We start from the raw sequence: 24,337 nt of genomic DNA, 5'->3' as shown, positions 1-24,337 counted from the left end.
ATTGATGTCTATTTGGATTGTTAACAACTTAATTTCTAAATAAAAGGAGCTAGTGATTTCTAGCTCCTTAATCCGTATAAACGGTTGCTTGTATTCGATTACTTCGAGTTCCTCTGCGCCTAGCCTCACGAAACAAAAACTCATACTTCTGCTTTGCGATTGCGGTCTGCGCAACGACTTCACCATTGTCCTCTTGAATCGCTTCTTCCGTCTGTCTGGCATGATCCCATTCAGACTTTACGGTTCCAATTAAATCTAATAGCTTTTCATCATAACTTTTTCTTAGCTGCTGCTTGTTTCGCTGAAACATTTCTCAGTCTCCAATCAAATTTCAGTTCTGCCCTCAACCGCCTTTGAAAGCGTCATCTCATCAGCATATTCTATGTCACTACCCACAGAAAGTCCGTGTGCCAATCTAGTAACTTTGATTCCGGCAGGCTTAATTAAACGTGAAATATACATTGCCGTCGCCTCACCTTCAGGAGTGGCGTTTGTCGCAACAATAACTTCCGTAATGGACTTGTTAGTTTGAAGCCGTTTAAGCAGGCTTGAAATATTAATATCTTCAGGACCTTTACCTTCAATTGGTGATAAAACGCCATTTAAAACGTGGTATAAACCATGAAAATCGCGCATTCGCTCCATTACCATGATGTCTTTTACCTGCTCCACAACCAAAACCTGACTTTGATCACGACTTTTATCCCGACAAATTTCACAAGGATCTTGTTCAGTAATATTGCCACAAATTGAACACGTTGTCAGATCTTTCTTGGTTGAGATTAATGACTTAGCAAATTCAGAAACATCCTCGTTGTCCATATCTAACGTATAAAATGCCAATCTGGTAGCCGTTTTACTCCCAATACCAGGTAATTTCATGTAACTTTCTATTAACTTTGCAATTGGTTCTGGATACTGCATTTTTTCTACCTCAATCTCGTCAATTACATTCCAGGAAGTCCCTTAGTGTATTTACCCATTGTCTCTTCAGTCGCCTTATCAACCTTTTCTAAAGCATCGTTAACCGCGGCCAACACGAAATCTGAAAGCATATCAGGGTCATCAGGATCGATTGCTTCTGGATTAATTGTCAAATCTTTCATCCTCCGCTCGCCAGTAAACGTTGCCTTTACCATCTCATCTGGTGCAACTCCGGTAAATTCTTGTTTATTTAAAGTTTCCTGTTCCTCGCCCATTTTTTTCTGTATTTGGCGCATTTGCTTCATCATATTACCCATGTTTCCCATTCCACGCATCATAATCTCAAATTCCCTTCATTTTTAGGTTAGTCTTTTTTTATATCTACTATATCTGTACCAAATAGTTCGGTGGCTTTCGTCACCACGGGATCCTCAACCGGTTTGGCTTCATCCTCTTTTGACTCATTTGCGGTACCATTTTCAGAACTTTCAACTGAACTTTGTCCCACTTCTTGTTTGTGTTGAACAATGTAATCTTTTCTAATCTGTGGCCACTGATCCTTTGGTACAAAGACAATGGTTGGCACTCGACCAATCAATCTATCCAGGCCATTTTCTAGTGCATCTAATAGCTCTTTATCAATGGTTGCTCGTTGAAAGAGGAACGAATAATCAAAGGCTACGATGACCCCATTTTTGCTAGCCGCCACTGGTTCAGAAACGTGCATGACTGCCCGTTGGGTGACTGATAATATCTGCATTAAATCTGGCCATATCTGCTGTAATTCTGCTAAATCTTCTCTGGCAGCTGAGTCTAAAACCGGATAAACTTTTGCCAAATTAACTCGAATTTCATGTTTGGTACTTGTTGCCTTTTTAGGCTTATCGATTGTTTTAATGGTGTTGGCTGATTGTCCAGCATCCTTCTGATTTGCAACAAGCTTTGACACCGTTTCCTTCAGTTGTGTCACTTGTTTTTCCAAAGTGGTCACTTCTTGGCTCTGATTACCAGAAGCTGCGCCTTCCACTGGCGCCTTCTTTATTTGCGCCAGCTGAATCGTCAACACTTCTAAGTATATATCAGGATGATTCGTAAGCCTCATCTGTGACTGAATATTATTTAAAATATTAATGATTTTAAACAAGTCGTCAGCTGATAATTGTTCGGAAAACTGCTCCACATCCTCGGGAACTTCGCCCAGTTCACTATCTGCAACAATTTCTGGTGCTTGCTGATATAAAAGTAAGTTTCTCATATAGTCGAGTAAATCTTCAATGAAACGGTGAGCATCCTTTCCCTCTTCTAAGACTTTCTGAAGGGTCACGAGTGCATCAGTTGTCTTCATTTGAATCACTTGGCTAATATAAGTCGACAATAGCCCTTTTTCAACGGAACCAGTTACAAGCAACGCATTATTCAGCGTAATTTCATTGTCGCCAAACGACAGGGCTTGATCTAAAATGCTCAGCGCATCCCGCATTCCGCCTTCAGCAGCTTTGGCAATCACCTTTAATGCCTGATCATCATAGGTAACTTGTTTTTCATCAAGAATATATTTCATCCGCTTAAAACTGTCAGCAGCCTTAATCCTTCTGAAATCAAATCGTTGTGTTCGCGAAATAATCGTGGCAGGAATTTTATGAGGCTCCGTCGTTGCAAGAATAAAAATGACGTTTGCTGGCGGCTCTTCCAACGTTTTTAGTAATGCGTTAAAAGCTCCTGTGGATAACATATGAACTTCATCAATAATATATACTTTATAATCAGCTTCGGTGGGCGTGTATTTTGCTTTATCGCGAATATCCCGAATTTCTTCAACACCATTATTTGATGCCGCATCAATCTCGATGACATCGTTCAACGTTCCCCGCGTGATTGCCTTACAAGTATCACATTCGTTGCAGGGTTCCCCATCCTTTAAAAAATGACAGTTAACTGCTTTAGCAAAGATTTTCGCTGCCGAGGTTTTACCAGTGCCTCGAGGTCCTGCAAATAGATAGGCATGACTAGTCTGCTTGGTAATCAAGGCATTTTTTAGCGTTTGCGTAATCAGTTCTTGACCGATTATTTCATCAAAACGTTGTGGGCGCCATACCCGATATAATGCTTGGTAGCTCATGCTCTTACCCCTTTGTCATTCATTGTTTTCGAATACCTAACTAGTGTATTATACTGCGATTAAAATGCAATTCCAATGACACAAACTTATAAGATACTAAAAAAGGCTGGAACCTAGTCCAACCCCTTCACTATCTATCAAACTTGGAGCACAAAGCAAAGCAAACTTAGTGCTGCTTCCTTCCGGACCTGACACGATTCGTAAGTCTACCTTTGCTCCAAGGCCTTTCGGCAACTATAATCATAACTTATTATTCAAAGAATTACCAGTTTTTTCACCACCGGCACGTTGCTTTTTTAAGAATTTTCTTTTTCTTCTAGCCGTTCTAAAGAAAGACTGCATTTGTGACGTCGCCTCTTCCGCAAGCAGTCCCTCTTCAACCTGAACCTGATGATTAAACCTGTCATCCGATAAAAGTTCATACAGTGATTTAACGGTGCCTGCTTTAGGATTTCGTGCGCCAAAATAGAGCGTTTTAATTTGGGAGTTGATGAGCGCACCACTGCACATTGGACAAGGTTCAACCGTGACGTAGAGATCACAATCGATTAGGCGCCAACTTTTTAATACATGATTAGCTTCCGTAATGGCAATCATCTCTGCGTGAGCACCAGCCTCGTTCGAATGTTCTCGCAAATTGTGGCCCCTGCCTATAATTTTATTATCATGAACGACAACCGCCCCGATCGGCACCTCCCCAATTAAAGCGGCTTGCTTTGCCTCATCTAGCGCAGCCCGCATGAATCTGGTTTTATTTTCTTCCATCAATACCTATTCCTTTACACTATCCAATATATAATAACCTTTGTCTTTTTTGATGACTTCACAGTTACCAAAAACTTCAGTCATCAATTTCTTTGCTGAAGGGGCGCCCTGCTTTTTTTGCAAAACGACATTCAAATGACCACCCACTACTAAATGGTCGTACGCTCCAGAAAGCATGTCATCCACGACCTGTTTGCCGGCTCTTACGGGTGGATTGGTTAATATTGCCGCATATTTTTTAGTCACCTGACTGTAACTATCCGATGTGAAAATGGTGACATTTTTAATGTTATTCTCGCTTGCATTCATTTCTGCCAAATGAAGCGCACGTTCATTGACGTCGGCCATATCAATTTGACGATTGGTGTATTTTTTAGCAACTGATAGACCAATTGGCCCGTATCCTGTGCCTAAATCGAGAATATCACCTTTGGGCAAATCAGCTAACGTTGCGTTATCTATTAGAACTCGTGAGCCAAAATCAATGGTTCGCTTTGAGAACACGCCATTATCCGTTACAAACTTCAAAACGTTCCCTAGTAAAGTAAATTCAAAATGTTTCTCTTCGTGAGCAACATCCGGATTGTGCGAATAATAATGATCTGTCATTTTTTAAAATTCCTTTCAAATCTTAGTCGTTTTTCTAAATCCTATCAGAAAGCCCTTTCAGCTATATTTGGTGTTTACACATTAGAAAAACACAAAATATGGTGGGTATTTCTGTTGTTTTTTTCAAAATCTAGTGTACACTTTAGTTATTAGTTAATTCGTTGGGAGGAATTATTATGGCTAAAGTTGTTGTTTATTCAAAGAATAATTGTATGCAGTGTAAGATGACAAAGCGTTTTCTTTCGGAACACAACGTTCCATTTGAAGAAAGAAATATTAATGTTGAACCACAATATATAGACTATCTTAAGCAAAAAGGTTTCCAATCAGTTCCCGTCATAGAAGCAGAAGGCCAACCGTTAATCTCTGGTTTCCAACCCGATATGCTTAGCAAGATAGCTGGCTAAGAAAACTACTAAATTGTATTAATATAATACATAGTAGACTAAACCGGGCAACTATGCTATGAAAATTCATGGCATCGGCCTTTTTTATTTTAACTAAAACTAATTAGAAAGAGGATTGCATTATGACTTTAAAAAATTTGAAGGACGTTACCTATTACGACCTTAATAACGAAATCAATATCCCAGTAGATGGGCAGATTCCATTACAGAAAGATCAGGAAGCACTCCAAGCATTTTTAAAACAAAACGTTGAGCCAAACATGTACTCATTTAATTCTCTAAAAGAACGATTCGATTACCTATTAGATAATGATTACATTGAAGCTGAATTTTTTAACAAGTATGATTTTAGCTTCATTGAAAAGCTCTACGACTACCTAAAGGAACAAGACTTCCACTTTAAGTCTTTCATGGCCGCTTATAAATACTATGCACAATACGCACTAAAGACTGATGATGGCGATTACTATCTTGAAAACTTTACCGATCGTGCCGCACTTAATGCACTTTACTTTGCCGACGGTGACGAAGACCTGGCCATGAATCTCGCTGACGAAATTATTCACCAACGATATCAACCTGCAACCCCTAGTTTCTTAAATGCGGGCCGTAAGCGTCGTGGTGAACTCGTTTCTTGTTTCCTCATTCAGACAACAGACGATATGAACACCATTGGTCGAACAATCAATTCGGCCCTCCAACTGTCAAGAATCGGTGGCGGAGTTGGTATTAATTTATCAAATCTTCGTGGTGCCGGCGATCCAATTAAGCACATCGAAGGCGCTGCTAGTGGCGTTGTCCCAGTCATGAAGCTTCTTGAGGATAGTTTTTCGTATTCCAATCAATTAGGCCAACGACAAGGTGCCGGCGTCGTTTATTTAAGCGTCTTTCATCCTGATATCATCGACTTCTTAGCTGCCAAAAAGGAAAATGCCGATGAAAAAATTAGGTTAAAGACCCTATCACTTGGAATTACAGTTCCGGATAAATTTTATGAACTGGCCAAAGCAGATGACGATATGTACTTATTCAGTCCTTATGACGTTGAGCGCGAATACGGCACACCATTCTCCTACGTTGATATTACAAAAGAATACGACAACATGGTCGCAAACGACAGGATTCATAAGAAAAAGCTTTCTGCTCGGGAACTTGAAACCGAGATTGGTAAATTACAACAAGAATCTGGCTACCCTTACATTATTAACATTGATATGGCTAACCGAGATAATCCAATTGATGGTAGAATCGTCATGAGTAATTTGTGTTCAGAAATACTTCAGGTTCAATCTCCATCAACTGTGGATAACCAACAGAAATACGTTAACCTTGGCCGAGATATTTCATGTAACCTCGGTTCTACCAACATTCTCAATTTGATGAACAGCCCCCATTTTGGCGAATCTGTTGAAACAATGGTTAGAGCCCTCACCTTTGTAACGGATCATTCAGATATCGATGTTGTTCCGTCAATTCAAAACGGAAACAAATTGGCTCACACGATTGGTCTTGGTGCTATGGGACTTCACAGCTTTTTAGCTAAAAATCAAATTTATTACGGTTCAAAAGTTTCTCTAGACTTTGTCAATGTTTACTTCATGCTACTTAATTACTGGACCCTCAAGGCTTCTAATGAAATTGCAAAAGAACGCCATGAAACTTTCTATAAGTTTGAGAAGAGTGATTACGCATCAGGAAAATATTTTGATAAGTACGTCACTAAAGATTGGGGCCCAGAATCTGACGAAGTAAAGGCCCTCTTCAAAGATATTTTTATTCCAACAGAAAACGACTGGAAAGCTTTAAAAGAGGCAGTTATGAAGGATGGCCTTTACCATCAAAACAGATTAGCAGTTGCACCAAACGGCTCAATTTCGTATATTAATGATACAACCGCTAGTTTGCATCCAATCATTAATCGAATTGAGGAACGCCAAGAAAAGAAGATTGGTAAAATTTATTATCCAGCGCCATACCTTTCAAATGAAACGATGCCATATTACATGTCCGCATACGACATGGATATGCGAAAGGTCATCAACGTATATGCTGCTTCTCAAAAGCATGTGGATCAAGGAATGAGTCTCACCCTCTTTATGCGTTCAACAATTCCAGAAGGCCTTTATGAATGGAAAAATGGCCGAACAGATAAAATGACGACCCGTGATTTAAGTATTTTAAGGAACTATGCCTATCGAAAGGGCATCAAATCAATTTATTACGTTCGAACATTTACCGATGATCAAGACGAAATTGGGGCAAACCAATGCGAGAGTTGCGTTATTTAGTTGTTAATTTAATTTAAGGGAGAATGAAAATGTCTGAAGAAAATTATGAAGCAATTAATTGGAACCAAATTTCTGATCAAATAGATAAAGCCACCTGGGAAAAACTCACGGAACAATTTTGGCTAGATACGCGAATTCCAATCTCAAATGATTTGGCCGATTGGCGGACACTTGATGATGACCATAAATGGGTTGTAGGACACGTTTTTGGTGGCTTAACCCTATTAGATACCTTACAGTCTCAGGATGGTATGGCGGCACTCCGTCGCGATGTTCGGACACAACACGAAACTGCCGTGCTTAACAATATTCAATTTATGGAATCAGTCCATGCTAAAAGTTATTCATCAATTTTCTCAACTTTAAATACACCTGACGAAATTGATGAAATATTTAACTGGAGTGATACAGAGGAATTTCTTCAAAATAAAACCCGTCGAATTTACAATCTTTATCATGACGACGCAAACCCACTTAAGAAAAAGATTGCGAGTGTTTTCTTAGAGACATTTTTATTCTACTCTGGATTCTTCACCCCACTTTACTATCTTGGCCATAACAAGCTCGCCAACGTCGCAGAAATCATTAAACTAATTCTGCGTGACGAATCAGTCCATGGTACTTACATTGGCTACAAATTCCAAATCGCCTTTAATGAAATCAGCGAAAATGAACAACAAGAATTAAAGGATTGGATGTACAACTTCTTGTATGACTTATACAACAATGAAGAAAAGTACACTCACCTCGTTTATGATAAGGTTGGCTGGACAGATCAAGTGCTTACTTTCATTCGATATAATGCAAATAAAGCCCTCATGAACTTAGGCCAGGATCCTCTCTTCCCAGATACAGCTGAAGATGTTAACCCCATCGTCATGAATGGTATCTCTACTTCAACGGCTAACCACGATTTCTTCTCTCAAGTAGGTAATGGCTACTTGCTTGGTGATGTAGAAGCAATGGATGATGCTGATTACAACGTTAAAGATCCTGATGATAAGTAACTAAATACCAAAAATAGGACAATTCAGAATAAAATCTGAATTGTCCTATTTGTTTTGTCGAGATATAAAAAGCAAGCCAATAATAATGAAGGGTGAGCCCTTTGCTATTATGATAGCTAAACATATGTTAAGAAATAATAGTTACATCGATGATTGAACTTGGGGAATTTTATCGGACATACCATCCCAGGACAAAGGTACATTCATATTCCAACTTTGTTTAGCTAATAATTAATACTAGCGAACCCACCAAGTCACCTTGATGAGCTCAAACTATTAATTATTATTAATTAGTAGAATGTTCAGCATTAAATTTAGCTAAATATGCTGCATATGAATCGTTAAATTCTTTCTGTGCCTTATTATATGCAGCATCTGATTTTTTAGAATAGGCAGTGACTCTAGCATCGGATTTCCATTTTCCAGAAGATTTGCCTGAAGGATCGTCGGCGGCAGAAGGTCCATCAAATCCGTCAGGATTATATCCCTCATAACTAGTAGTCTTGGTAGTTTTAACTGGCTTACTTGCTAAATAACCACGCCAGATCCAACCCTTGATACCATTCTTTTTGTTCTTAATGTAGTAGTAAACAGCTTTATGGCCATTACTCTTTTTAACCGTAACAGACTGGTTAGTTGTCCAAGCAGTCTGTTTATAGTTAGCACCTTTATGATTCCAGTGCTTTAAAGAACGAGTGGTGTAAATCAAGCCCTTCTTACTGTACTTAGTATAAGTATGCTTGAAGTAGTGATGTTTAAGTTGCTTAGCAGCATAAACATGAGATTTGTAAACCTTAGCTTTAGCAGAAGCGTCAGAGACACCAGCGATCATAAAGAAAGCCATAATTGCAACAACGATTAACATTAATTTCTTTTTCATAATTAAATTCCCCCAAAGGATTGTGAGTTTAGTAGTATTATTGTTCAAACATTGATTACTACTAATTGTTAAATAAAATAAGTCCGATGTTCGAGACTTACAAATGAACATGGAAATTTGTTAAACTATTTGTGAACATAATAATAATACGTGTCAGGTTTCGTAACTGAAGTGTTGTAATATCCAAGTGCCTTCTTGCCATTATGATGAACTGGTTTCATTTCCATAGGTTGATTGTATGAACCATTCTTTTTTGTCGTTACACCTGTAAATTCGTAATGCTTAGTTTTATATCTGTACATCATATAGCTAATAGCAAATTTGAATGTTTTTGAATGCTTACCTTTAGGTGACATAGTCATATAATAAGATGTTTTATTGAATTTATAAGTCCAACGAACTTTGGTTTTTGTTTTTCCATACTTCAAATACCCAGTTCTCCATGTTCCTCGCAGTACCTTAGGCATAGTCTTATATGCACGATACGTTTTATCCGCCTATACATTAGTCGTTTGCGTCACCGCACCTGCAGCAAAAGTTAATCCAAAACTTAATGCAATTATTAATACAATATTTTTTTAACTTCATGATGAATCCCCCAAAGTATTGTGAATTTAGTTAACAACAATAATAAAACTATAACTTGATGAAACCCCAATTTACCAAAAACAATGATTTCTTTATTTTTCCCCTCTCCCCTATGAATTGTGCCTACTCTAATTAAAATATGCCCATTCTACTGTGATTAATATCAATTAAAAGGATCAAAAGATAACCTCAAGAGTTATTTTAACCGTCGTATTCAATACAACTATCAACAGAAGTTGAAAAATTTCACCTATAGTCATATTCGTTACATCTAATATTATCAAAAACATGAAAAAACATCAATATGATCATATATAGCCGTATAAAGTACCATTATTTTATGTACTTCACTTTGCTACCCTATGCGCAGAGTGAAACTTATGACGATAGATTGTTTTGGCGAAAGATAGAAGACCACTCAAAACCTTTGCTACAATTTGCAGTATTCTAGATACTTCTGCTGATTTTTTACTTGGTATATCTGATTATTTACCATTTAAAATAGGTGGTTTAACTGATGAACAAATAGAAAGTATTTTAATACAATAGTTACATAGAAAGGATGTGCTAATAACTCACCACGTCCTTTTATCTACCTCGTTAAAGATCCCGATGACAAGTAGCTAAATACCCAAAATAGGACAATTCAGATTTTATTCCGAATTGTCCTATTTATTTTGTCGAGATATAAAAAAGCAAGCCAATAATGGCTTGCTTTACAGCTGATTACTACTTAAGAGTAACAGTTGCGCCAACTTCTTCAAGCTTAGCCTTGATGTCGTTAGCTTCGTCTTCTGTAGCGCCTTCCTTAACGATTGATGGTGCATCGTCAACGAGACCCTTAGCATCCTTCAAGCCAAGTCCAGTGATTTCACGAACTGCCTTGATAGCTTTAACCTTTTGGTCACCAGATTCAGTAATTTCAACATCGTAAGAATCCTTATCTGCAGCAGCGTCTCCACCGGCAGCGGCAACTGCAACTGGTGCAGCAGCTGATACGTCAAATTCTTCTTCGATAGCCTTTACCAAATCGTTTAAATCAGTAATTGAAGCTTCCTTAAGGGAAGCAATGATAGAATCTTTATCAAAAGCCATGTTTGTTTCCTCCGTTTTATATATAATTAGTTGTTTGAAACAGCTTAGGCAGCTTCGCCTTCGCCAGCTTTGTCTGCAACAGCCTTAACAGCTCTTGCAATCTTACGCATAGGATCTTGCAAGGCACTTGCAAGCATTGAAAGTAAGTCATCACGACTAGGTAATGAAGCGTATACGTTGATTTCATCAACAGATACAAGCTTATCTTCAATTAAACCACCCTTAATAGATAGCTTATCGTTATCATCAGCAAACTTCTTCAAGATCTTAGCTGGAGCGATTGCATCCTCATCAGAGAAAGCAACGGCTGTAGGTCCAACGAAGACATCTTTCAAATCACCATAACCAGCTTTGTCAGCTGCACGGTTCAAGATTTTGTTTTTGATAACGCTCATTGAGACACCTGCTTCACGTAATTGTGAACGTAATTCGGTAACCTCAGCAACATCCAATCCACGATAATCGACAACGATAGCAGAAACGGCATTGTTAAAACGTTCTGTGACCTCATCAACGTGTTTTGCTTTGATATCAATGTTATTGTTACTCATGTGTTTTTCACCTCCTAAAGATTTTAGGGATAAAAAAATCCCCGTGTCCACCCGACACAGAGAGTCAAATACTATCATATAGATAATAATTTCCTCGGCAGGCATAAATTAAGGCTTTCGCCACCTGAGTCTTAGGCAGATCATGAATCAACTATATTAAATTAACATGTAATTTAAATAAAGTCAATTAGAGATTTTTTTATTTAACTAGTTAGAATGACGATAAATCAACGTTAACACTTGGTCCAAATGTCGTTGCAATTGAAACGTGCTTTACGTAAGTTCCTTTAACTGCTGCGGGACGAGCACTAACAATCACATTTTCAATGGTTGCTAAGTTCCCAACTAACTTATCAGAGTCAAATGAAACCTTTCCAACAGGAACTGCAACGTTACCGTCACGGTCCGTTCTGTATGTTACTTTACCAGCCTTAGATTCTGATACAGCTTTACCGACTTCCATGGTAACAGTACCAGTCTTAGGGTTAGGCATTAAGCCCTTAGGTCCAAGAACACGGCCTAAACGACCAACTTTAGCCATCATATCTGGTGTTGCAATTGCAACATCAAAATCAAGCCAACCGTCTTGAATTTTAGCAACTAAATCGTCGTCGCCAACAAAGTCAGCACCGGCTGCTTCAGCTTCTTTAGCCTTGTCACCCTTAGCAAAGACAACAACAGTCTGATCCTTACCAGTACCATTTGGTAAAACAACGGCACCACGTAATTGTTGATCAGCTTGCTTTGTATCAAGATTTAAATGAAAGACGATTTCAACTGTTGCATCGAACTTTGCAAAGTCCATTTTTTTAACTAATTCTACTGCGTCCTGAATTGAGTAAACCTTTTCTTGGTCTACCTGCTTCAAGGCGTCTTGGTATTTTTTACCTTTTTTTGCCATTTTTCTGTTTTCCTCCTTGCAAATGTGGTTTTAGCGGATTTTCCTCCCACTTGATACATTCATTTTCATGAAGTATCCGACTAGCAATCCCAACATGAGATTAACCTTCGACAGTGAAACCCATGCTTCGAGCAGTACCTTCAACCATGCGCATTGCTGCTTCTACATCAGCAGCGTTTAGGTCTTGCATTTTGGTTTGAGCGATTTCCTTAACTTGATCCTTGGTTACAGTAGCAACCTTGTTCGTGTTTGGTTCGCCAGAACCCTTTTCAACTCCTGCTGCCTTCTTTAAAAGAACGGCTGCTGGTGGAGTCTTTGTAACGAAGTCGAATGAACGGTCTTCGTATACTGAAATAACGACAGGAATAATCATTCCTGCTTGGTCAGCAGTACGTGCATTGAATTCTTTAGTGAATCCCATGATATTGATACCTGCTTGACCTAGTGCAGGTCCAACTGGTGGAGCTGGTGTTGCTTTTCCAGCTGGTATTTGTAATTTAACAACATTAGTCACTTTTTTAGCCACGAGACAATACCTCCTTAAGTCCGTGTGTGGTAAATGGAGATTTATATTTCTCCTCCCACGTCAGTATGCAAAAACATACTAGAATAGTATAACACATTAATAACGAACCACCAATTTATTTAAGACGATTAGTGGGTAAATCTAGAAATTAAGTTTCTAGTCAATAACGGGGTCTATTTGGTCAAAGTTAAGTTCAGTGCTTGTTTCACGACCAAACATATTAATGTTAACTTTCAGTTTCATCTTTTCGTTATCAACTTCTGTTACTTTACCTTCAAGATTTGCAAAGGCGCCGTCCACAATCTTGACTGTATCGCCATTCTTGACGTCAAGATCTTGGTGTCTCGCACTCATTCCGATACGTTGTAGAACCAACTCTACTTCGTCAGGCAATAATGGTGTCGGCTTTGATCCTTGACCGTGAGAGCCAACGAATCCAGTGACGTTAGGTGTATTACGAACGATATACCATGATTGATCGGTCATAACCATTTCAACTAAAACGTAACCTGGGAAGGTTTTATCCATTTTAATCTTTTCTTTGCCATTCTTAACTTCTCGCTCTTCTTCTTCAGGAACTACAACGCGAAAAATAAAGTCGCTCATGCCCATTGTTTGCGCACGAGACTCTAAATTCATTTTAACTTTGTTTTCGTATCCAGAATAAGTATGTAAGACATACCATTGTTTTTCAGCTGATTCGACCATTATAAGTTTCTCCTTTTCCAAAATAAAAAAACCTCGGCTAGCGAAGTTTTTGGTCAACAAACATTCAATTAATTAAACCATTTAAGTGGCTAATAGTCAAACTAAGCCAACAGTTGAAGGCCAGCTTGAACAGCATAATCCACAATTGCAAAGAAGATTGCAAACAAGATTGATGTCGTCAGCACAGCACTCGTATCACGACGAGTTTGACTGGCATTTGGCCAAGAAACGTGCTTCATTTCTTCAACAACACTGCCTATAAATCTAAAGATGTGCATGCTCTTTCCTCCTGAAGTTTATTAATTAACGTGTTTCCTGGTGTAACGTGTATTTTCCACAATATTTACAAAACTTTTTTACTTCTAACCGGTGCGTCCGATTTGGGCTGTACGCAATTGTGTAATTACGTGAGCCACATTCAGAACAGGCAAGAGCAACTTTTTTTTGTGCCATTGCTAGCACCTCCTTAAAGACAGAACAATTCTATCATCTATCCTGACCCTCGTCAATCAAACCTTATCCGCGTGCTAAAATTTTTGCCTTTTTATGAGCACGTTCGTAAGCGCTCCTTACTTTTCTGAAACTAATTTGTAAATCATCGGCAATTTCAGCGAAAGTCAGGTGTTTTAAAACGCGTATTAAAACATCTCGTTCTAGGGGTGAAAGTTGATTTGTTAGATATCCCTGCACAGCCTCGTTAAACAATGTTTTAGTTTCCGGTAGAACGGTCCCGTAATCCTGCAAATTATCCTGAAAGAATTCTGGATTAACGTCCAACGAAACGGCTATCCGATTAATTTGGCGCTTATAAGCTAAACTTTCTCTTAATAAATCAACTCGCTGATTTATTAGAATTTGCTTAAAATACGCGCCAAAGGAAATATTTCGATCAACATCATATTTACCCACGACCTTCCATAGTAAACATGAGGACTCTTGAACCCAATCGTCCCACTCCATTCCAGCTATGTAATAACGTTTCTCAATATTCCGAATTAACGGATAATAACGGGACAAAAGTTCGCTAAATGGTAATAGATCATCATGCTTTAATCTGGTAATTATTTCAAAATCGCTTAATTTACTAAACTCATTTAATTGTTTATCAAAGCTTTTTGTAGACATAAAAAAATCCTCCAAAGTTAAATTAGTACAAGCTTACCCATCATGTTCACACGTGGAAAGCGAACATAGGGTCTAAATTCAACATTTTTGGCGGATTATTTATTTTTTTTACCTTTATCGGTTAGTTTTTCTCTTAACTGTTCCAATGCTGTTAATTGATCATTGTCCCATGGTGATTTCCGAACGCTTAATTGATCAGCATATTCAGATGTTTGTTTCGTAACTTCCTTATTAGCGAGATGAATATCACCCAATAATTCATCCCCAGGAATCCGCAAAGCACCTTCAGAAAAAATCATCCATTGCTCTGCCTGATCATTCGTGGCAACCGTCACTTGAAGCAGCCGTGATTGTTTTTCTTTGGCCAAAGCTTCAATATAGCTATCAGCCGTCTCATTTTTAGCAGTCCAAACGACTTCAAGTCCGCGATATTGCTTGTTTTGAGTGACACCAGGCACATACATGGCATCAAAAACAACGACGATTTCAATCGCCCGATACTTACGATACTCAACCATCATTTGTATGAGCCGGTCTCGCGCATCTTCTAGCCGATCTTGAAGCTTAAGTTGTTTAAGCTCCGGCCAACTACCAATTAAATTATACGCATCCACAATTAATAACTCTTTTTTCATATAATTACCTCATTATCAACCAAGTGGGTGTCTCGAATTGAAGCCCTGATACATTAATAAACTAGCAGCAACACTCGCATTTAAACTTTGGACGTGGCCCACCATTGGAATACTTAGCGTTTCATCCACATTCTTTTGGAGAAGTGGCGAAATACCCTTACCTTCATTTCCAATAATTAACCCAACCGCCCCGGTCGCATTCCATTTACGATAATCGGTTCCGTTCATATCAGTCCCGAAAATCCACATACCGTCTTTTTTAAGATCATTAATGGTATTTACTAAGTTTGTCACACGGGCAACTGGCACGTGTTCGATAGCACCCGTAGAAGTCTTTGCAACAACCGCAGTCAGGCCAACAGCTCGACGTTTAGGAATAATGATTCCGTGAACGCCTACTGCATCAGCCGTTCTCATAATGGATCCCAGATTATGGGGATCCTCAATATTATCCAAAATTAGGAAAAATGGATCCTCTTGCTTTTGCTTGGCGTTCTCAAATAAATCATCAATTGTCGCATATTTAAAGGCAGCAACTGCAAGAACGATTCCTTGATGATTTTCATATTGACTCAATTGGTCAAGCTTTTGCTTCGGGGAATTCTGGATAACTAAATCCCGTCTCTTTGCTAATTTAACAATTTCATCAATAATTTCTCCCTTTGCGTCTGACTGGAGAAATACCTTATTTATTTCTTGCTTACTTCTAAGGGCAGCAATTGCTGGGTGTCGGCCAATCACAAATTCACTTTCCTCGTTACCATTTTGCTCTTGTTCTGTCATTTGCCAGTCCTCCCTGCTTCAACCTGTTTGATACACCATGCAGATAGTTCATCCACCCGTTTCGTTTGATTACTTAAAAACAAATAGCCAAACAATGCCTCAAAGCCGGTCGAAATTCGATACGTAACCACATCTGTATTCTTTGCATGCGTATAGCTCTTGGCATTACGTCCACGTTTGAAAAATAGCCATTCAGTTTCCGACAAAATATCATCTTGTTCCATTAAGCTAATTAAAGCTGCTTGAGCCTTAGCTGAAACATAGTGCGTTGCCCGATGCTGCAAATTAGTCGGCTTCATAATTCCAAGCTCTAATAACTGTTGTCGGATGTAAACCTCGTAAATTGCATCCCCCATATAAGCTAACGTGACGCCATTTAACTGATTATAATCAACTGTTGATTCTTTCATTTAACGGTTTATTCCTCTCTTCGCCATCTAGTTCCTTGTGGCGTATCCTCTAATATGACTCCTTGTGCTTTTAATTGTTCCCGGATCTCATCACTCCTGGCAAAATCCCGGTTTTTGCGCGCTTCAAGTCGCTCATCGATGAGGGTTTGAATTCCATCATCCTCAAGCTGTGTGCTTTGTAACTGAATACCAAACACTAAAACCATTTGCTGTAACTCAGACAAAATGAACTCAATTGTCCCTTTCTCAACTAACCCTCGTTCAGCGTAAATATTGCCCAATTTGGCGAGCTCATAAACTTCACTAATCCCGTTTTGAGCATTGAAGTCATCGTCCATGGCGTCAATGTACTCAGATTGAATTTGGCGAATTTCCTGCTCAATTTTAGGATCATTTCCGTCCTCAGCGTCCTTTAAGCGGTACGTTAAATTACTGAAGGCCGTCTGCAAATGCTTCAAATTATTTGCGGCATCATCAAGATTATCTTGCGTATACTGAATCGGTCTTCTGTATTGAGTCGTTGCCATAAAGAACCGAAGCACTTCTGGCGGCGTTTTCTTAATAATGTCGTGGACCGTCACAAAGTTTCCTAGGGACTTGCTCATCTTTTGATTGTCATCGCCAACCGTTACAAACCCATTGTGTAGCCAATAGTTTGCAAACTTTTTCCCAGTTTTCGACTCACTTTGCGCAATTTCATTTTCATGATGTGGAAATTCTAGGTCTTGTCCGCCACCATGAATATCGATTGTATCACCCAAGTATTTAGTCGACATGACTGAGCACTCAATGTGCCAACCTGGCCGGCCTGCTCCCCAAGGTGATTCCCAAGAGATTTCGTCTGGCTTGGCAGATTTCCATAACGCAAAGTCAATTGGATCTTCTTTTTTTTCAAGTTCTGCCTCATCCGTATGCTCACTTGCGCCAACTTCAAGCTCATCGACATTTTGATCTGATAGCTGACCATAATGCTTAAATTTACGAGCTCGAAAATAGACGTCACCGTCAGCCTCGTATGCGAAGCCTTTTTCAATTAATGCTTTCACAAACTCAATAATTTCTGGAATATTCTCAGTGGCGCGCGGATTTTTTGTGGCTGGCTCAATATTAATCGCAGCCGTATCTTCCTTAAACGCAGCAATATAGCGGTCAGCCAATTCCGGCACCGTTGTATGTTGCTCATTAGCAGCCTTTATCAGTTTGTCATCTACATCCGTAAAATTTGAGACGTAGTTAACCTTATAACCTTTATATTCTAAATAACGGCGAATGGTATCAAATGCAATTGCACTTCTGGCGTTACCAATATGAATGTAATTGTACACTGTGGGGCCACAGACATACATATTTACCACGTTTGGATTGATGGACTTAAAGATTTCTTTTTGTCGTGTAAGTGTGTTAAAAACTTTTAGCATGATTGCGTACCCCTCTCAAATGATTTTCATTCTTTATTTTAGCATAACGAGGCGTTTAATTTATAATCATAGATATTAATATACAGTAAAACCCGCCAAAATGATCAATGTCCCATGACCGTTTAGCGGGTTTGCTGTTTATTTAATCTGATCCAATGTTTGTTGAACGTGCTTCAGTGTTGTCTCACGACCAACTAATTCGATTGATTCTGGCAGTTCTGGTCCATGCATTTCATGGGTAACCGCAATTCGGATTGGCATCCAAAGTTGACGACCCTTGATTCCAGTTGCCTTTTGAATATCTTTAATTGTCTTCAAGATTTCAACCTTATCAAATATTTCAAGGTTTTGAACGCGTTCTGAAAATTCCTTCAAAACAACAGGTGCTGTCTCATTCGAAATTTCTTCAAGCGTTTCGCCGGATACTTGATCTGGCTCGTTGAAGAAGACACTTGCCATATCATTAATTTGAGCCATGTAACTCATTTGTTGTTTGTAAAGATTTATGAGTTGTCTTGCCCACTCAATTGTCTTAGTGTCAGGGTTCTTAGGTAAATTACCTGCTTGAATTAACTGACGTAAAGCTAAATCAACAACTTCATCCTCATCTGAAGATTTAACGTATTGGTTGTTAATCCAATCTAATTTCTTAGTATCAAACGTTGCTGCAGATTTACTCAAACGAGTTTCATCATACATTTTGACGAATTCTTTAAGTGAGAATATTTCCTCTTCGCCAACTGGTGACCAGCCCAACAGAATAATGAAATTCAATAGTGCAGCTGGAAGGTAGCCTAAATCACGATATTGTTCGATAAACTGAATAACGGACTCATCTCGTTTTGAAAGCTTTTTGCCAGTATCCTTACTGATAATCAGACTCATGTGGCCAAACTTTGGTGCCTCCCAGCCAAATGCTTCATAAATCATCAGTTGCTTTGGTGTGTTGGCAACATGGTCATCACCACGAAATACGTGGCTAATTTTCATCAAATGATCATCCACAACAACGGCAAAGTTATAGGTTGGCATCCCATCTGCCTTAGCGATAACAAAATCGCCGCCAATGGTGTTCGCCTTAAATGACACGTGTCCTTTGACAATATCGTCCCATTCGTAGGTCTTATCTTCAAGAACGTGGAAACGAATAACTGGCTTTAGTCCTGCTGCCTTTGCGGCTGCAATCTTCTGCTCACGTTCTTCGTCACTCATCCCCGCATATTCATATTCATAATGAGGCATTTCTTTACGTGCTTTTTGTGCTTCACGATCGGCCTGCAATTCATCCTCGGTTTTGTATGATTCGTATGCTTTGCCTTCGTCCAGTAATTGCTGGATAAGTGGCTTGTAGATTTCAGTTCTCTCTGATTGACGGTAAGGACCAAAATCGCCGCCTTTATCAGGACCTTCATCCCAATCCATACCCAACCATTTTAAATTGTCGAGTTGGCTTTTTTCACCATCTTCTACGTTCCGTTTCGTATCTGTATCTTCGATTCGAATGATGAATTTTCCCTTGTTGTGTCGTGCAAAAAGGTAATTAAATAATGCTGTTCGAGCGTTACCAATATGCAAATGACCTGTTGGACTAGGTGCATACCGTACGCGAATTGATTTGTTAGCCAATGAAATGCCGCCTCTTTCTTAATTTTCACATATTCCGATTTCTTTATCGGTTAAAATCCTGCTCTCTCAGTTTACAATGGAATGGCTTAAAAATAAAGTCATCCGTAAAAGCAAACGGCACTTCAATCATTCAAAGATTAAAGTGTCGCGCTAAAAATAAAAGTTATCTGCCAGATTTTCCCTTAGATTTTTGGTGATTAGCTGGAGTTGGTACGCTCTTGCTACCCTCAGCTTCATTTTCCGTAATCCCTCTAGAAGAATGCTCTGGTTTTGCAAAAATCATCCGACCTGCATCAGTCTGAATTGCTGAAGTGACAATCACCTCTATCGTCTGGTTAAGGTAGAACCGTCCCTCTTCAACAACGACCATCGTTCCATCATCAAGATAGGCAACCCCTTGTTGGCGTTCAGTCCCATTCTTAACAACCATTACCTTCAACGTTTCTCCAGGAATAACTCGTGGCTTAAGCGCATTGGTAAGTGCATTAATATTTAAAACGGAAACGTTTTGAAATTCAATGACCTTATTAAGGTTGTAATCATTGGTTACGATGACGCCATTAACCTCTTTTGCCAACCGAATAAGTTTACTATCCACTTCCGGAATATCTTCGTAGTCGCCTTCATACATCTCAACTGGAATAATATTTTCATTTTGTAACTTATTTAAAATATCAAGTCCTCGTCGACCACGAACCCGTTTGATACTGTCACTTGAATCGGCAATATACTGCAACTCATACAAGACAAAATTTGGAACTAACAGCGTCCCTTCCAAGAAGCCCGTCTTGGCAATGTCGTAGATTCTGCCATCAATCAAAATGTTGGTATCAAGAATCTTGTAATGATGATAGTTATCATCAATTGGCCGATCGATAATATCCGACTTTTCTGATTCGTTTTCTTCCTTATCCTTTGTTCTGCGAGATCGAAACTGGAATAACTTCCCCCACTCATCAAGTCGCGTCGTTCCTAATCTAAATCCAAGATAGGCAAACGCCAGCATTAAAATAAGTGGCACAATCGTGTTTAGAATAAATAAGTCAGATTGGAAGAAAAAGGTCGAAATCAGTAATGAAATAACTAAGCCCACAATAGTGGAAATACTTCCAAATAATAAATAAATTGGACTTTTTGAAGCTAAAAACTGTTCCGCCTGATCTAGCAGCCTTGCAAGCCATTTGGAAAAAATAAAGGATAATAGCATAAAAACAAGTAACCCAATAATTGCATCAGTAAATAAGTTATTAAACAAGCGATTATCCGCCACGCTTAGCAGTTCCCAAAGGCTAGGCACATAGGCAATTCCAATCGCAACTCCCACGATGATAAAAATAAATCGAATAATTGTGGTTCTTCTTTTCATAAATTTCACCCCCCTTCTAGGATTATTTCAGAATTTTATGAAGCGCCTCGCCAATTGTTGTGACACCAACGACTTCAATTTCATTAGTCGGCGGCGTCCAGCCTTGAAGATTATTTTTAGGAATAAAGATTCGCTTGAATCCAAGTTTGGTTGCTTCGGCAACTCGTTGTTCGATTCGGTTAACCCGGCGAATTTCGCCCGTCAACCCAATTTCACCAACATAGCATTCCGTTGGATCAGTTCCTTGGTCTTTATAGCTGGAAGCAATACTAATTGCCATCGCTAAATCAATTGCTGGCTCATCAAGTTTAACGCCACCAGCCGCCTTTAAGTACGCATCCTGGTTTTGAAGTAACAGATTTGCGCGCTTTTCCAAAACCGCCATTATTAGTGAAACCCGATTTCTATCCAAACCTGAAGCAGTTCGTTGCGCGTTTCCAAAAACGGAAGGGGTAATTAAGGCTTGTATTTCAACTAGAATTGGCCGGGTTCCCTCCATTGAAACTACGATAGAAGACCCCGTTGCATCTGCTAGTCGCTCTTCCAAAAAGATTTCAGAAGGATTTTTGACCTCTTGTAAACCAGAATCACGCATCTCAAAAATACCAAGTTCATTTGTTGAGCCAAATCGGTTTTTAACGGCTCGCAAGATTCGATACGTGTGATGAAGATCTCCCTCAAAGTAAAGAACTGTATCCACCATGTGTTCCAAAATCTTTGGCCCAGCAATAGCACCACCCTTAGTCACGTGACCAACGACAAAAATCGTGATGTTATTCGTCTTAGCAATTTGCATCAATTCTGCAGTAACTTCTCGGATTTGAGAAACCGATCCAACTGCAGAAGTTACATCAGGCTCTGACATAGTTTGAACAGAATCAATGACCACGTATTCTGGTTTCATCTCTTCAATATTGTTTCTGATTGAGTGCATATCCGTTTCGGGATACAGGTATAAATTGTCACTATGAACGTTAAGTCTTCCAGCTCGCATTTTAATCTGGTTGGCACTCTCTTCTCCGGAAACATACAAAACCTTGCCACCGGTCTGGCTGAGCTGTCCAGAAACTTGCAAAAGAAGCGTTGACTTCCCAATTCCGGGATCGCCACCAATCAAAACAAGTGATCCAGGAACGATGCCACCACCCAAAACTCGGTTTAACTCGTTCATTTGCGTTTTAACACGGGGCTCCTCGGCCATACTGACGTCCGACATTCGCTCCGGTTTGGAATGAGTACCAGAAAAACTGACTCTTGCCTGTCGATTCACAGACTCTGACTCCAATACCTCTTCAACGAGGGTGTTCCACTTTCCACAATTAGGACATCTGCCCAAAAATCGTGGTGAATGATACCCACAGTTTTGACAGACAAATTGAGTCTTTGCTTTTGCCATTTAAGCTTCTCCCTTCGTCAAAGTTTGACTTTTATTAACCAAATAATATTTTAGCATATTATTGCCTTTTATCTGGCAATAGTCCAGCGGTTTATACACGTCTTAAGATTATTTGTCTGAGGAACCGAAACCACCAGTTCTAACAGAGCTTGCGCTTACTTCGTCATCTGCTACTAGATAGTTAAGAAAAATACCCTGACCGATCCGTTCGCCCTTTTTTATATGACGATCAAAAAGGCCAAAGTTTATTAGTTGGATGAAGATCTCACCCTCATTACTCTCATTATCATAGTAATCGGCATCAATTACACCAATTCCGTTTGGCAAAATTGTCCCATGTTTTAGCGGCCCACTGGAACGATTCGCAAGAATTAATACTTCGTTTGGTGCCATGTAGGCCTTGATCCCAGTTGGAATTAAGAATGGTTTCAATATTTTCTTGGCTTTTTCAGCATCCCCATCTGAAAAAGGTTGCTCTTTTCTGATTGTCCGCAATATTTTAATGAAATCCATTTTCCAGATCGATGGCAACGTAAAATCAGCTGCACTTTCAAAATCATATCCAGCTGCATTCTTGGTTGCCCGTGATGGAATTTTAACGTCTTTTCCTTGATATGCTTTTACAACTTTAAAACCACGTGTCATTTTAGTTTAATTCCTTTCAATTGCTCTTTTGTACAATCATACACTAACCAAACACTGGAATGAACTTGAATCACTTTTCCCCTAAATTTTTCTCATTTTCCTAATAAATTGGTTTGAGGAAGCTTTCGAAAAATGAGATTATTGGAGTACAATAAGAAGATACGAAAAGGAGTGTGAATTGATTTGACTGAATCATCAAAAAACGCCATTAGTTTGGCACAAATAGATCAATATCATGAAAACTACTTAGCCCGCAAAGATGCTAAGGTTATCCAAAGGAGTGTCAGTCACCAGGGAATTTTGGCAACCAGTGCCGATTTTGCTTCTGATGTCGACATGTCTCCTGTTTTTTCAATTGATTTGAATACTGGTAAAGTGGCAAATCAAAAACAAAGTGGTCGTTGCTGGATGTTTGCTGCATTGAACACAATGCGTCATCACTTAGCTGATTTGTTCAACCTTTCCAATTTTGAACTATCTCAAAACTATACAAACTTTTGGGATAAATTTGAAAAGGCAAACTACTTTTACGAAAATGTCTTAGCGACAGCTGACCAACCTCGGACCAGCCGTAAAGTTGCCTTCCTCATGGAAACCCCACAACAAGACGGTGGTCAATGGGATATGCTCTGTGCCATCATTGAAAAGTACGGAATTGCACCTAAATCAGTGATGCCTGAAACCTATAACAGTTCAAAATCGAGCGAATTAAACTCAGTCCTCAATACTAAACTACGTAAAGATGCCATTACTTTACGAAAATTAGTTTCAAATAACGCGACTGATGCTGAAATTGCTAAGACGCGTCAGGAAATGCTTGCTGACGATTACAAGATTTTGAGCTACTCACTCGGTGAGCCCGTTCAAAAATTTGCCTTTGAGTATCGTGACGATGACAAACAATTCCACGCCGATCGTGGGTTAACGCCTAAATCCTTCTATGATAAGTATATTGGTTGGAACTTAGACGATTACGTTTCAATCATCAACTCCCCTACTGATGACAAGCCATACAACAAGACATACACAGTTGAAATGCTTGGAAACGTTGTTGGAGGACGTCAAGTGAAACATTTAAACGTCACAATGGATAACTTCAAGGATCTTGCTATCAAACAACTCAAGGATGGTCAAAGTGTTTGGTTTGGCTGTGACGTTGGCAAGAGCTCAGAACGCCAAAAAGGGATTATGGACGTCAACTACTACAAGAAGGATGAACTTCTTGACGTTGACCTTTCAATGAGTAAGGCAGAGCGTTTAGATTATGGTGAAAGCCTCATGACTCACGCCATGGTCATTACCGGTGTCGATCTTGTCGAAGGCAAACCAACTAAATGGAAAGTTGAAAATAGTTGGGGCGAAAAAGTTGGGACAAAGGGTTACTTTGTGATGAGCGATGCTTGGATGGAAGAATATTGCTATCAAGTCGTCGTTAATAAAAAGTACTTAAGTGAGGACCTATTGAAGGCTCAATCCGAAAATCCTGCACTTTTGGCGCCTTGGGATCCAATGGGTGCCCTGGCATCAAATTAAACTCAAATCAGTGGCTGGGACAAAAGTCCTAA

27 protein-coding genes, 1 other RNA gene and 1 other annotated feature are annotated in these 24,337 nt (G+C 39.3%); of the genes, 4 read left to right on the top strand and 24 right to left on the bottom strand.

Annotated features, from left to right (window positions below):
• Positions 1-67 precede the first annotated feature (67 nt).
• The 7 genes from FD44_RS05545 to FD44_RS05520 form a co-directional block, all read right to left on the bottom strand.
• Positions 68-310: a YaaL family protein gene (locus tag FD44_RS05545; RefSeq protein ID WP_010620536.1), complete on the bottom strand. Its 243-nt coding sequence runs from the start codon at positions 308-310 to the stop codon at positions 68-70.
• Positions 311-324: 14 nt separating this feature from the next.
• Positions 325-924, bottom strand: a complete 600-nt coding sequence (recR, locus tag FD44_RS05540) for a recombination mediator RecR (protein ID WP_010620535.1) — start codon at positions 922-924, stop codon at positions 325-327.
• Positions 925-947: 23 nt separating this feature from the next.
• The gene (locus FD44_RS05535) at positions 948-1,262 is read right to left on the bottom strand and encodes a YbaB/EbfC family nucleoid-associated protein (RefSeq protein WP_010620534.1); all 315 of its coding nucleotides are present in this window, start codon (positions 1,260-1,262) and stop codon (positions 948-950) included.
• A gap of 26 nt (positions 1,263-1,288) precedes the next feature.
• A complete protein-coding gene (gene dnaX / locus FD44_RS05530; protein WP_010620533.1) occupies positions 1,289-3,043 on the bottom strand; it encodes a DNA polymerase III subunit gamma/tau in 1,755 nt (584 codons plus the stop codon).
• Positions 3,044-3,180: 137 nt separating this feature from the next.
• An RNA gene (gene ffs, locus FD44_RS10335) (signal recognition particle sRNA small type) lies at positions 3,181-3,267 on the bottom strand.
• A 16-nt stretch (positions 3,268-3,283) separates the two neighbouring features.
• Positions 3,284-3,808 carry a tRNA adenosine(34) deaminase TadA gene (tadA, locus tag FD44_RS05525; protein ID WP_010620532.1) on the bottom strand — a complete coding sequence of 175 codons (525 nt, stop codon included), beginning with the start codon at positions 3,806-3,808 and terminating at the stop codon, positions 3,284-3,286.
• Positions 3,809-3,814: 6 nt separating this feature from the next.
• On the bottom strand, positions 3,815-4,417 hold the full coding sequence (locus tag FD44_RS05520) for a class I SAM-dependent methyltransferase (RefSeq protein ID WP_010620531.1): 603 nt from the start codon (positions 4,415-4,417) through the stop codon (positions 3,815-3,817).
• Positions 4,418-4,593: 176 nt separating this feature from the next.
• Between FD44_RS05520 and nrdH the strand changes: the two genes are divergently transcribed.
• The 3 genes from nrdH to nrdF all read left to right on the top strand — a co-directional run bounded on the left by nrdH (position 4,594) and on the right by nrdF (position 8,119).
• Positions 4,594-4,824: a glutaredoxin-like protein NrdH gene (gene nrdH, locus FD44_RS05515; RefSeq protein WP_010620530.1), complete on the top strand. Its 231-nt coding sequence runs from the start codon at positions 4,594-4,596 to the stop codon at positions 4,822-4,824.
• A gap of 122 nt (positions 4,825-4,946) precedes the next feature.
• On the top strand, positions 4,947-7,112 hold the full coding sequence (nrdE, locus tag FD44_RS05510) for a class 1b ribonucleoside-diphosphate reductase subunit alpha (RefSeq protein WP_010620529.1): 2,166 nt from the start codon (positions 4,947-4,949) through the stop codon (positions 7,110-7,112).
• A 29-nt stretch (positions 7,113-7,141) separates the two neighbouring features.
• On the top strand, positions 7,142-8,119 hold the full coding sequence (gene nrdF, locus FD44_RS05505) for a class 1b ribonucleoside-diphosphate reductase subunit beta (protein WP_010620528.1): 978 nt from the start codon (positions 7,142-7,144) through the stop codon (positions 8,117-8,119).
• A 286-nt stretch (positions 8,120-8,405) separates the two neighbouring features.
• Here nrdF and FD44_RS05500 read toward each other — a convergent pair whose 3' ends face one another.
• The 17 genes from FD44_RS05500 to FD44_RS05415 form a co-directional block, all read right to left on the bottom strand.
• Positions 8,406-8,999 carry a hypothetical protein gene (locus FD44_RS05500; RefSeq protein ID WP_010620527.1) on the bottom strand — a complete coding sequence of 198 codons (594 nt, stop codon included), beginning with the start codon at positions 8,997-8,999 and terminating at the stop codon, positions 8,406-8,408.
• 1,317 nt (positions 9,000-10,316) lie between these two features.
• Positions 10,317-10,682, bottom strand: a complete 366-nt coding sequence (gene rplL, locus FD44_RS05490; protein ID WP_010620525.1) for a 50S ribosomal protein L7/L12 — start codon at positions 10,680-10,682, stop codon at positions 10,317-10,319.
• 44 nt (positions 10,683-10,726) lie between these two features.
• Positions 10,727-11,233: a 50S ribosomal protein L10 gene (gene rplJ / locus FD44_RS05485; RefSeq protein ID WP_010620524.1), complete on the bottom strand. Its 507-nt coding sequence runs from the start codon at positions 11,231-11,233 to the stop codon at positions 10,727-10,729.
• A gap of 23 nt (positions 11,234-11,256) precedes the next feature.
• Positions 11,257-11,387 (bottom strand) — a sequence feature (ribosomal protein L10 leader region).
• A gap of 57 nt (positions 11,388-11,444) precedes the next feature.
• A complete protein-coding gene (gene rplA, locus FD44_RS05480) occupies positions 11,445-12,134 on the bottom strand; it encodes a 50S ribosomal protein L1 (RefSeq protein ID WP_010620523.1) in 690 nt (229 codons plus the stop codon).
• 100 nt (positions 12,135-12,234) lie between these two features.
• A complete protein-coding gene (gene rplK / locus FD44_RS05475) occupies positions 12,235-12,660 on the bottom strand; it encodes a 50S ribosomal protein L11 (RefSeq protein WP_010620522.1) in 426 nt (141 codons plus the stop codon).
• A gap of 156 nt (positions 12,661-12,816) precedes the next feature.
• Positions 12,817-13,368 carry a transcription termination/antitermination protein NusG gene (nusG, locus tag FD44_RS05470; protein WP_010620521.1) on the bottom strand — a complete coding sequence of 184 codons (552 nt, stop codon included), beginning with the start codon at positions 13,366-13,368 and terminating at the stop codon, positions 12,817-12,819.
• A 101-nt stretch (positions 13,369-13,469) separates the two neighbouring features.
• A complete protein-coding gene (secE, locus tag FD44_RS05465) occupies positions 13,470-13,646 on the bottom strand; it encodes a preprotein translocase subunit SecE (RefSeq protein WP_010620520.1) in 177 nt (58 codons plus the stop codon).
• A 25-nt stretch (positions 13,647-13,671) separates the two neighbouring features.
• Entirely contained in the window at positions 13,672-13,821 is a 150-nt protein-coding gene (rpmG, locus tag FD44_RS05460) for a 50S ribosomal protein L33 (RefSeq protein WP_010620519.1), read from the bottom strand.
• Between the two features lie 63 nt (positions 13,822-13,884).
• Complete coding sequence (locus FD44_RS05455; RefSeq protein WP_010620518.1) at positions 13,885-14,493, bottom strand: sigma-70 family RNA polymerase sigma factor; 609 nt, start codon at positions 14,491-14,493, stop codon at positions 13,885-13,887.
• A gap of 95 nt (positions 14,494-14,588) precedes the next feature.
• Entirely contained in the window at positions 14,589-15,128 is a 540-nt protein-coding gene (locus FD44_RS05450) for an NYN domain-containing protein (RefSeq protein WP_010620517.1), read from the bottom strand.
• A gap of 15 nt (positions 15,129-15,143) precedes the next feature.
• Positions 15,144-15,911 carry a 23S rRNA (guanosine(2251)-2'-O)-methyltransferase RlmB gene (gene rlmB, locus FD44_RS05445; protein WP_010620516.1) on the bottom strand — a complete coding sequence of 256 codons (768 nt, stop codon included), beginning with the start codon at positions 15,909-15,911 and terminating at the stop codon, positions 15,144-15,146.
• The gene (locus FD44_RS05440) at positions 15,908-16,321 is read right to left on the bottom strand and encodes a Mini-ribonuclease 3 (protein WP_010620515.1); all 414 of its coding nucleotides are present in this window, start codon (positions 16,319-16,321) and stop codon (positions 15,908-15,910) included. The genes rlmB and FD44_RS05440 overlap by 4 nt, the downstream gene beginning before the upstream one ends.
• Positions 16,322-16,329: 8 nt before the next feature.
• Positions 16,330-17,739: a cysteine--tRNA ligase gene (cysS, locus tag FD44_RS05435; protein WP_010620514.1), complete on the bottom strand. Its 1,410-nt coding sequence runs from the start codon at positions 17,737-17,739 to the stop codon at positions 16,330-16,332.
• Between the two features lie 138 nt (positions 17,740-17,877).
• The gene (gene gltX, locus FD44_RS05430) at positions 17,878-19,365 is read right to left on the bottom strand and encodes a glutamate--tRNA ligase (protein WP_010620513.1); all 1,488 of its coding nucleotides are present in this window, start codon (positions 19,363-19,365) and stop codon (positions 17,878-17,880) included.
• Between the two features lie 163 nt (positions 19,366-19,528).
• Positions 19,529-20,731: a PIN/TRAM domain-containing protein gene (locus FD44_RS05425; protein ID WP_010620512.1), complete on the bottom strand. Its 1,203-nt coding sequence runs from the start codon at positions 20,729-20,731 to the stop codon at positions 19,529-19,531.
• Between the two features lie 22 nt (positions 20,732-20,753).
• Positions 20,754-22,127 (bottom strand): DNA repair protein RadA, encoded by a 1,374-nt coding sequence (gene radA, locus FD44_RS05420; protein WP_010620511.1) that lies wholly within the window; start codon positions 22,125-22,127, stop codon positions 20,754-20,756.
• 108 nt (positions 22,128-22,235) lie between these two features.
• Positions 22,236-22,772, bottom strand: a complete 537-nt coding sequence (locus FD44_RS05415) for a dCTP deaminase/dUTPase family protein (RefSeq protein WP_010620510.1) — start codon at positions 22,770-22,772, stop codon at positions 22,236-22,238.
• 183 nt (positions 22,773-22,955) lie between these two features.
• Here FD44_RS05415 and FD44_RS05410 point away from each other — a divergent pair, with 183 nt between their 5' ends.
• Entirely contained in the window at positions 22,956-24,305 is a 1,350-nt protein-coding gene (locus FD44_RS05410; RefSeq protein WP_010620509.1) for a C1 family peptidase, read from the top strand.
• The last annotated feature ends 32 nt before the right edge of the window (positions 24,306-24,337 follow it).

It is taken from the genome of Secundilactobacillus malefermentans DSM 5705 = KCTC 3548 (assembly GCF_001436395.1).
Classification (GTDB): Bacteria; Bacillota; Bacilli; order Lactobacillales; family Lactobacillaceae; genus Secundilactobacillus; species Secundilactobacillus malefermentans.
Note: the sequence above shows the minus strand (reverse complement) of the source record. Positions and strands in the feature narration are given on the sequence as shown.

What these genes read in the sequence shown, in the direction of transcription:
- FD44_RS05425 (WP_010620512.1), bottom strand. Translation starts at nt 20,731, where the DNA reads ATGAAAAGAAGAACCACAATTATTCGATTTATTTTTATCATCGTGGGA.
- rlmB (WP_010620516.1), bottom strand. Translation starts at nt 15,911, where the DNA reads ATGACAGAACAAGAGCAAAATGGTAACGAGGAAAGTGAATTTGTGATT.
- rpmG (WP_010620519.1), bottom strand. Translation starts at nt 13,821, where the DNA reads ATGGCACAAAAAAAAGTTGCTCTTGCCTGTTCTGAATGTGGCTCACGT.
- cysS (WP_010620514.1), bottom strand. Translation starts at nt 17,739, where the DNA reads ATGCTAAAAGTTTTTAACACACTTACACGACAAAAAGAAATCTTTAAG.
- FD44_RS05455 (WP_010620518.1), bottom strand. Translation starts at nt 14,493, where the DNA reads ATGTCTACAAAAAGCTTTGATAAACAATTAAATGAGTTTAGTAAATTA.
- nrdH (WP_010620530.1), top strand. Translation starts at nt 4,594, where the DNA reads ATGGCTAAAGTTGTTGTTTATTCAAAGAATAATTGTATGCAGTGTAAG.
- FD44_RS05440 (WP_010620515.1), bottom strand. Translation starts at nt 16,321, where the DNA reads ATGAAAGAATCAACAGTTGATTATAATCAGTTAAATGGCGTCACGTTA.
- secE (WP_010620520.1), bottom strand. Translation starts at nt 13,646, where the DNA reads ATGCACATCTTTAGATTTATAGGCAGTGTTGTTGAAGAAATGAAGCAC.
- dnaX (WP_010620533.1), bottom strand. Translation starts at nt 3,043, where the DNA reads ATGAGCTACCAAGCATTATATCGGGTATGGCGCCCACAACGTTTTGAT.
- FD44_RS05415 (WP_010620510.1), bottom strand. Translation starts at nt 22,772, where the DNA reads ATGACACGTGGTTTTAAAGTTGTAAAAGCATATCAAGGAAAAGACGTT.
- rplL (WP_010620525.1), bottom strand. Translation starts at nt 10,682, where the DNA reads ATGGCTTTTGATAAAGATTCTATCATTGCTTCCCTTAAGGAAGCTTCA.
- tadA (WP_010620532.1), bottom strand. Translation starts at nt 3,808, where the DNA reads ATGGAAGAAAATAAAACCAGATTCATGCGGGCTGCGCTAGATGAGGCA.
- FD44_RS05450 (WP_010620517.1), bottom strand. Translation starts at nt 15,128, where the DNA reads ATGAAAAAAGAGTTATTAATTGTGGATGCGTATAATTTAATTGGTAGT.
- rplJ (WP_010620524.1), bottom strand. Translation starts at nt 11,233, where the DNA reads ATGAGTAACAATAACATTGATATCAAAGCAAAACACGTTGATGAGGTC.
- FD44_RS05535 (WP_010620534.1), bottom strand. Translation starts at nt 1,262, where the DNA reads ATGATGCGTGGAATGGGAAACATGGGTAATATGATGAAGCAAATGCGC.
- FD44_RS05500 (WP_010620527.1), bottom strand. Translation starts at nt 8,999, where the DNA reads ATGAAAAAGAAATTAATGTTAATCGTTGTTGCAATTATGGCTTTCTTT.
- nrdF (WP_010620528.1), top strand. Translation starts at nt 7,142, where the DNA reads ATGTCTGAAGAAAATTATGAAGCAATTAATTGGAACCAAATTTCTGAT.
- nusG (WP_010620521.1), bottom strand. Translation starts at nt 13,368, where the DNA reads ATGGTCGAATCAGCTGAAAAACAATGGTATGTCTTACATACTTATTCT.
- recR (WP_010620535.1), bottom strand. Translation starts at nt 924, where the DNA reads ATGCAGTATCCAGAACCAATTGCAAAGTTAATAGAAAGTTACATGAAA.
- nrdE (WP_010620529.1), top strand. Translation starts at nt 4,947, where the DNA reads ATGACTTTAAAAAATTTGAAGGACGTTACCTATTACGACCTTAATAAC.
- FD44_RS05520 (WP_010620531.1), bottom strand. Translation starts at nt 4,417, where the DNA reads ATGACAGATCATTATTATTCGCACAATCCGGATGTTGCTCACGAAGAG.
- rplA (WP_010620523.1), bottom strand. Translation starts at nt 12,134, where the DNA reads ATGGCAAAAAAAGGTAAAAAATACCAAGACGCCTTGAAGCAGGTAGAC.
- radA (WP_010620511.1), bottom strand. Translation starts at nt 22,127, where the DNA reads ATGGCAAAAGCAAAGACTCAATTTGTCTGTCAAAACTGTGGGTATCAT.
- FD44_RS05545 (WP_010620536.1), bottom strand. Translation starts at nt 310, where the DNA reads ATGTTTCAGCGAAACAAGCAGCAGCTAAGAAAAAGTTATGATGAAAAG.